This is a genomic window from uncultured Allobosea sp., from assembly GCF_945956895.1.
Lineage (GTDB): Bacteria > Pseudomonadota > Alphaproteobacteria > Rhizobiales > Beijerinckiaceae > Allobosea.
In genome coordinates this window covers 1-7,592 of the sequence record NZ_CAMFJF010000101.1, presented here as the reverse complement: position 1 = coordinate 7,592, position 7,592 = coordinate 1, and the positions used below count along the sequence as shown (strand labels likewise).

Annotated in this window: 7 protein-coding genes and 1 pseudogene; 5 read left to right on the top strand and 3 right to left on the bottom strand. The window is 64.2% G+C overall.

Annotated elements, in window-relative coordinates; all coding sequences use genetic code 11:
* Positions 1-227 precede the first annotated feature (227 nt).
* Genes Q0Q02_RS22225 through Q0Q02_RS22205 form a run of 5 tightly spaced genes read left to right on the top strand, consistent with a single transcriptional unit; the run spans position 228 to position 4,946 of the window.
* Positions 228-1,190: an ABC transporter substrate-binding protein gene (locus Q0Q02_RS22225; protein ID WP_293812806.1), complete on the top strand. Its 963-nt coding sequence runs from the start codon at positions 228-230 to the stop codon at positions 1,188-1,190.
* Positions 1,187-2,629, top strand: coding sequence for an amidohydrolase family protein (locus tag Q0Q02_RS22220; protein WP_293812804.1), 1,443 nt, complete (start codon positions 1,187-1,189; stop codon positions 2,627-2,629). The genes Q0Q02_RS22225 and Q0Q02_RS22220 overlap by 4 nt, the downstream gene beginning before the upstream one ends.
* Positions 2,626-3,414 (top strand): ABC transporter ATP-binding protein, encoded by a 789-nt coding sequence (locus Q0Q02_RS22215; RefSeq protein WP_293812802.1) that lies wholly within the window; start codon positions 2,626-2,628, stop codon positions 3,412-3,414. The genes Q0Q02_RS22220 and Q0Q02_RS22215 overlap by 4 nt, the downstream gene beginning before the upstream one ends.
* Position 3,415: 1 nt before the next feature.
* Positions 3,416-4,177 (top strand): ABC transporter permease, encoded by a 762-nt coding sequence (locus Q0Q02_RS22210; RefSeq protein WP_293812801.1) that lies wholly within the window; start codon positions 3,416-3,418, stop codon positions 4,175-4,177.
* 19 nt (positions 4,178-4,196) lie between these two features.
* Positions 4,197-4,946, top strand: coding sequence for an ABC transporter permease (locus Q0Q02_RS22205; RefSeq protein WP_293812799.1), 750 nt, complete (start codon positions 4,197-4,199; stop codon positions 4,944-4,946).
* A gap of 2 nt (positions 4,947-4,948) precedes the next feature.
* On the opposite strand, the gene Q0Q02_RS22200 is transcribed toward Q0Q02_RS22205, so the two are convergent.
* The 3 genes and pseudogenes from Q0Q02_RS22200 to Q0Q02_RS22190 form a co-directional block, all read right to left on the bottom strand.
* Entirely contained in the window at positions 4,949-5,806 is an 858-nt protein-coding gene (locus tag Q0Q02_RS22200) for a MurR/RpiR family transcriptional regulator (protein ID WP_293812797.1), read from the bottom strand.
* A gap of 201 nt (positions 5,807-6,007) precedes the next feature.
* Complete coding sequence (gene istB, locus Q0Q02_RS22195) at positions 6,008-6,871, bottom strand: IS21-like element helper ATPase IstB (RefSeq protein WP_293812795.1); 864 nt, start codon at positions 6,869-6,871, stop codon at positions 6,008-6,010.
* Positions 6,868-7,592, bottom strand: a pseudogene (locus Q0Q02_RS22190) (IS21 family transposase); the annotation flags it as partial. The pseudogene Q0Q02_RS22190 and the gene istB, both read right to left, overlap by 4 nt.

Below are 7,592 nucleotides of genomic sequence, written 5' to 3'. Positions count from 1 at the left end.
ATTCCTCGCACATTCACGCCGCGCCCAACACGAGGCGATCGGGGGAGCGCTTACGAATTGAGACAAGAGCGACGCTTCTCACAGAGGCTGGCAAAGGTCGATTGCAATCCAAATTTCATTGTGGTCTTGTTCTTGGGACAATAGTGACAAATGGGGATCGCGTTATGCACGGGTTTAGTCGCCGGTCTCTTCTCCAGGCGCTCGCGGCTGCGGGCCTGACGGCGCCCATGCTTTCGAAGCACGGTTTGGCACAAGGCCTTAAGAAGGCCCGTGTGCAGTTGAGCTGGGTTTCGAACATCCAGTATGCCGGCGACTGGCTCGCGCAAGAAAACAATCTCATGGCAAAATATGGCGTCGAGGTTGCCTGGCAGCCTGGCGGACCCAATGCGCCCGCATCGCTCGTGACACTGGCCGCCGGCAAGGCCGACATCGCCTACTCGAACTGGTTCCAGCTTCTTGACGCGGTCAATCAGGGCAATGACTTCGTGATGATCGGAGCTTCATTCCCCCGCAGCCCGCATGGCCTGCTCTCACTGGCCAAGAAGCCGATCCTGGAACCGAGGAGCCTGGTGGGGGCGAAGGTTCTGGCGCAGGCGCCCAATGACAAAACAGCGATTGATGCAACGCTGGCGCTCGCCGGATTGCCGAACCAGTGGACCTGGGTCCCGACCGGTTTTTCCCCTGAGCCACTCCTGGCCGGCGATGGCGATGCCTTCACAGCGTTCAGCACGAACCAGCCGATCACCCTTGAAAAGATGGGCCTCAAAGCGGGCAAGGATTTCCATTTCGTTTTCTTCGACGATCTCGGTTTCCGCACTTTCGGCTCGATCATCGTCACCACGCAGTCATTCCTTAAAAGCAATAGGGCAGCCGTTGTCGGATACATGCGAGGGCTGATCGACGGGTGGGCAATGAATCGGAAAGATCCGACTGTTGCGGCGCACCTCGTCGTCGAGAAATACGGCGCCGATCTGGGCCTCGATCTCGACCAGCAAATCCGCCAGAACGAATTGCAGATTCCACTGACACAATATGCCGAGCCGGGCAAGCTGCCCCTCTCGCTGGATAAGGATCTCATTGAAGGTCTGATGTTCAAGGCCGCTCGGGCCACCGGCCGCAGCAAACTACCCGATGTCGCGACGATCGCGGACTTCACGGTCGTGCAGGAAGCCTATGAGGGCAGGCAATGACCGCCGTAACCAACGGATCCGATCAGACGTTGCCGATGGACGTCGACCTTCTGATCAGCGGCTGCGACATCGTCACCATGGATGCTGCCCGCACGATTCATAAGGATGGTGCGATCGCCATCAAGGGAAACGCGATCGTTTGGATGGGCTCCGCGACAGAGAGCAAGAAAATCGGTCGGCCCGCTTCCGTGATCGACGGAAGCGGACAGGTAGCGATGCCGGGCATGATCGATGCGCATGTCCACACGGCCCAGCAATTCTTGCGCGGCAAGCTTTCAGAGCTGCGCAGCCGTGGCCCGCTGCGTAACCCGCCGTGGAAGAATTACTATGTGCCCTTCGAAGGCCTGCTTGATCCCGAGGACGTCTATCTGAGCGGCCTCGTCGCCTATACCAATATGCTCACCGTCGGCACGACATGCTTTGCCGAAGCCGGCGGGCCGCATCCGGATGAAATGGCGCGCGCCGCGATCGAGGTCGGCATTCGTGGCTTTGTTTCGCTTTCGACCGTCGACCAGAACCCGGATGTCGCCGGCAGCAGCGTTCCACGCTCGATGCTGATGACGACTAAAGAGGCCTATGACCGCAATATCGCGCTGGTCAGGCAACTGAGCGCGCAGGAGCGTGTCAAGGGCTGGCTCTCGCTGCGCCAGATCATCGTCTGCTCGCCGGAGCTGATCCAGTCGCTCTCGGCCGCGGCCAGAGAGATGGGGGTCAAGATCCATACCCATCTCTCGGAGGGTACTTACGAGGTCGACTACGCGCTGGAGCATTTTGGCAAGCGGCCGACCGAGTATCTCGATGACCTCGGCGTGCTCGGCAAACATCTCCATTGCGCGCATTCGATTATCCTCGCGCCAGAGGAGGTCGACCTCTACCAGAAGCATAACGTTTCCGCCTGCCATTGCGCGCTGGGCAACTACGGCGTGGGAATGCCGCGCCTCCAGGAAATGTGGCGTCGCAGGATCGCTATCGGGCTTGGAACCGACGGCGCTGCATCTGCCGGCTCATTGGATCTTTTTGCTGTTGCCCACGCCGCGCGCATCGGCCAAGCGGCTTCAATCGGCCACCCCTATCATATCAGAGTGCCGATGTCAGCTGAGGAGCTCTTTGCCGTCGCGGTCAATGGCGGTGCGCGCGCGCTTGGCGTCGAGAACGAAATCGGGAGCCTCGAGACCGGAAAGCGTGCCGACATCATCCTGGCCGACGCGAACAACATCGACCAGTTCAGCGCAGGCGACCCTCTGTTCCTTGCCGCCAATCTCGTAGTGGGGCGCGACGTGCGCACGGTCGTCGTCGACGGCCGAACCGTGATGAAGGATCGCGAGATCCTGACCATCGACATGGACGAGCTGCGCCACAAGCTGTCGCGGCGGCTGCCCGGCATCATGGCGCGCTTCGACCAGGCGATCGCGCATTACGGCAAGAGACGATCCGCATGAGCTCTACCGCCGGCTCGGCGCCATCAGTCGCGGTTCGCAACGTCGCGAAGGAATTCCGCCTCGACGACGGCCAGCGCCTCGTCGCGCTCGACGGCATGTCGCTGGAGATCGCGGCGGGGTCCTTCGTCGCGCTGATCGGGCCTAGCGGATGCGGCAAGAGCACCGTGCTGCGCATGATCGCCTCGCTCGACACACCGACCAGCGGCAGCGTCACCGTCAACGGCAAGCCGCCCACCGCGCTCGCCGCCGCCCACCGGCTCGGCGTTGCCTTCCAGGACCATGCGCTGCTGCCCTGGCTCGACGTGCGTCGCAATATCGGCCTGCCCTATCGCGTCGCCGGCCTGCCGGTCGACGAGGACAGGGTGGCGCAGCTCATCGCTCTTGTCGGCCTGACCGGGTTGGAGCGAGCACGGCCGAAGCAATTGTCCGGCGGCATGCGCCAGCGCGTGGCGATCGCGCGCTCGCTGGTGCTGCGCCCGGAGGTGCTGCTGCTCGACGAGCCGTTCGGCGCACTCGATGCCGTCACCCGCCGCCACATGAACCATGAATTGCAGCGGATCTGGACAGAAGAGAAGCTGACGACGCTGCTCGTCACCCATTCCGTCGACGAGGCGCTGTTTCTGGCCGACCGCGTGCTAGTGATGAGCGGACGGCCTGGCCAGATCATCCAGAGTCTCGATGTGCCGTTCGAGCGGCCGAGGACCGTCGAGACCACACGTACCGAGTTGTTCCACCGTCTTCAGGACGAACTGACCGCGGCGCTCGATTCCCGGACGGAGCCCTGAGATGGCCGCGTCCGCCCGGATGCGGGACAACTCTGCACTGCTCGGCGTGCTCGGCATCGCCATGTTCCTGCTCGCCTGGGAGGTAATCGGCCGGAACCGGTGGCTCGGGCTGACCTGGCCCGCTTTGTCAGACGTTGTCACTTTCCTCGTTGCGCCAACACGCCGCACCTTGTTCCAGCGGGCACTCGGTGCCTCGCTCGGCTCGCTCGCCCTCGGCTACGGGCTGGGGCTCGTCGCCGGCATCGCTGCGGCCGTGCTCGCCCATATCGTCACAGCCATGCGCTCCGGACTCGACACGCTGAGCGCCTTCATCCACGCCATCCCGTCAATTGCGCTGGCCCCGCTGTTCATCGTTTTCCTCGGACGGGAGAGCACGCCAGCTGCGCTCGCCGGGCTCGGCACCTTCTTTGTGATGTATGTCACGACGACATCAAGCTTTGCCTCAACACGACCCGAATGGAGCGATCTGATGCGCGTGCTTGGCGCCTCGCGCCTCGACCGGTTGCGGATACTCGACATTCCAGCTGCAATCCCGATCATCGTCGGTGGCATGCGGCTCGCCGTGCCCTCGGCGCTGATCGGCGTGATCATCGGCGAGTGGTTCGGCGCCTCGCGCGGGCTCGGCGTGCTGATGATCAACGCGATGCAGAACTTCCAGATCCCGTTGCTGTGGAGCGCGGTAGTCCTGACGGTGATCGTGTCGCTCAGCCTGTTCGCCCTGTTCGGCCTGCTGCAACGCTATGCCGAGCAACGTTTCCGCTAGAGGCTTCATGCACCGAACCATGACCGCGCGCCTGAAGAGACTGCTCGCCAGCAACTGGATCGTGCTGGCGATTCTGCTGGCCTGGGAGGCGGTGTTTTCGGTCTATGCGATCAACAGCATCGTCATGGTCTCTCCCTCCTCCATCATCAGGGATATCCTGGCGAACGCGGGGGAATTCGGCGTGGCGACGCTGCGAACGGTGCTGCTGGCGGCGGCGGGGCTGGCGCTCGGTATGGCGATCGGCACGGCTCTTGCGGTGGCGACCTGGCTGTCGCGCTTCGTCTCCGGCCTGCTGACGCCGTTGAGCATCATCTTCGCCTCGGTGCCGGTGGTCGCGATCATCCCGATCCTCGCCCGGCTATTCGGCTACGAAACCGGCACGGTTCTCGCCATCGTGGCGATCATCTCCTTCTTCCCGGCCTTCGTCTTCACCACCTCGGGATTGCGGGCTCTGCCGCCCGGCAGCAGCGATCTGTTCCGCGTTCTGGGAGTGGGGAAATTCAGGCGCCTGTGCCACCTCGCCCTACCCGCGGCCATCCCGCAATGGGCGATCGCCTTCCGGCTTGCGGCTGCGAACGCGGTCCTTGCGGCGATCGTCGCCGAGTTCCTGATGGGCACGGGCGGGCTGGGCTATGTCTTCAACGTCGCACGCGGCGATCTTGCCATGAGCCATGCGCTCGGCGCGAGCGCGATCGCTGCGGTTATCTCGATCGCCTGCTTCTTCGCCGCGAGCGCATTGGAGCGCAAGGCAAGGGCCCGCTGGAGCTGACTTCAGGGGCTTTCGATCCAGGGCAGTGTCAGCTCGGCGAAGGCCTCTGCATGCCGGATCGTCGCGGGGTGGGCATGCAAGACCGCCCCCAGCAACGACTCGATGACCGCCAGGATCGCCGCATTGGAAACCGTGCCGAACTGGCGCCGCGCCGCGATGTAGAGATTGACGTCGCCGATGGCGGCGAGCGGCGAGCGATGGCTGTCGGTGATGGACAGCACCGGAACGCCACGCGAGCGGGCGAGGGCAGCCAGCCTGACCGTATCCTTGATATAGCGGGGAAACGCGATAGCGATCACGAGGTCCCGGCCGTCCATGCCAACGATGTGGCGCAGGCCGGCGAAGCCGCCTGAGCCGCCGGATACCGCATGGACATGCGGATTGATCCGCAGCAGGCCGTTGGCGAGGATCTGGGCGAGTGCGGCGCCGTTGTCGAAGCCGTTGACGAAGATCCGCCGCGCCTTCCTGATCGCATCGACCGCCGCCCGCCATGTCGCCGGCTCGACCGAGCCGATGGTCTCGGCGAGGTTTTCGATGTCCTCGCGCAGGATGTTCGCGACAATCCCGTCAGCCGACATCTTCTGCGACATGTCCTGCCTGAGCCGATAGACTGGTTCATAGGCCGCGCCGAGGTTCTGAATCAGGTCGGCACGAAACGAAGCATAGTTTTTGTAGCCTACGCTGCGGACAAACCGGTTCGCCGTCGCCGAGGAGACGCCAGCTTCCTCGACAGCGACATGGATACTGACGCTCGCCATTTTGACCGGATCGGACAGGACGAAATCCGCGAACACCTTCTGCGTTCTCGAAAGCGTCGGGTATTTCTCCTTGATCTTCGTCGTAATCGTGGGTGTCGACATGATGCTGAATTGCGCGGGCCGGTCGGTAGGTTAGTCTGAAATCCGAGTAGACACAGGCGCTAGCCCATTTATCGCTCTTGTCAACGGCGGTCGGATTCCAGGCCATCGTGGCGGAGTAAAAGCAGGCCACTGGCGTTGGGGAGCGGCGGATATGGCGAGGGCCCCGATCGGGGCCCTCGCCATATCCGCTGTCGGGATTGATCAGGGGATGATCTCGCCGGTTTCTGGATCGGCGTTGTCTGGGGTGGCCTGGTTTTGCTCCGCCGCGGCGGTGGCGCGCCGGCGGCCAGCGGATTGCCTGAGGCGGTAGCTGTCGCCGTTCATGGCCAGGATGCTGACGTGGTGGGTGAGCCGGTCAAGCAGCGCGCCAGTCAGCCGCTCCGATCCCAGGACGGACGTCCAGTCCTCGAAGGGCAGGTTCGAGGTGACGATGGTCGAGCCGCGCTCGTAGCGCTGCGAGAAGACCTCGAACAGGAGCTCGGCGCCGGTCGGCGACAGCGGCACATAGCCAAGCTCGTCGACGATCAGCAGCTTGACCGCCTGCAACTCGCGCTGGAGCCTGAGCAGGCGCTTCTCGTCGCGGGCCTCGATGAGCTGATTTACCAGGGAAGCCGCCGTCGTGAAGGCGACAGAGAAGCCCTTCTGGCAAGCGGCCAGCCCGAGCGCGAGAGCGACATGGGTCTTGCCCGTGCCGCTGTTGCCGAGCGCGATGATGTTCTCCCGGCGCAGGATGTAGCCGCAGCGCGCCAGCTCCAGCACGAGCATCTTGTTGAGGCTCGGGATCGCGGTGAAGTCGAAGGTGTCGAAGCTCTTCACCGCCGGGAAGCGCGCCGCCCGGATCCGCCGCTCGACCATGCGCCGTTCCCGGTCGATCAGTTCGAGTTCGACCAGCCGCAGCAGATAGCGGGGATGATCGACGCCGTCCCGGGCGCATTCCCGCGCCACCTTGTCGTATTCGCGCAGCACGGTCGGCAGCTTCAGATGCTTGAGGTGGTGCGCCAGCAGGATCTGCGGCGTTCCCGCGGTGGTCCCCGCCGGCATCGACTCCTTCGCCGCGCCCGTCATGCTGCCGCTCCTGGCAGGAGCACGGCATAATCGGCGGCCGAGGTCGTCTTCACCGACGTCTTCGGCAAGTGCGGATAGGCCGCCAGGTCGAGGCGGGCCGGGCGCCGTTCCAGACGCGCCAGCGCGATCAGCTTCACCGCGTCGAAGCCGATCGCACCGAGCCGGATTGCCTCGCCGACGGCCAAGCTCACGACCTCGCGCGGAAGGGCTTCCATCAGCCGCAGCACCTGGATGAACTCGCGCTTGCCGCGATTGCCCATTCGCGCCTCCAGCAGATGGCGAAGGTGCTGGAAGGTCTCGGGCAGGTCCCAGCCCTGCAACGCCGCCGCCTGGTCGAGCGCGTTCGGCTTGACCTCGATCAGCGCCAGATAGTGCAGCGGATCGGCGACGAACACGCCGGTCCCGTAGCTGCGCGGATGCCGGGCGATCTCCTCGCCCCTGCACAGGACCACGACCTCCTCGACGAAGCCCTTCACCATCACGTCCTGGAAGCCATAGGCCGTCGGCACCGAGTAGTCGTTGGAGCGATAACGGACCAGCGCCGTCGATGAGACCCGCCCGCCACGCTTCTCGCACGGCTCCAGCGGCACCGCCGGCAAGGGGCGCAGGGCCTCACAATCGGCAGCGAGACGGTCGCCGATCATCTGCGCGTGACGACCGGCGCGCTCGTCCTGCCGCCGGCGGCAACGCTCGGCCAACATCGCGTTCAGCTCGGCCAAGC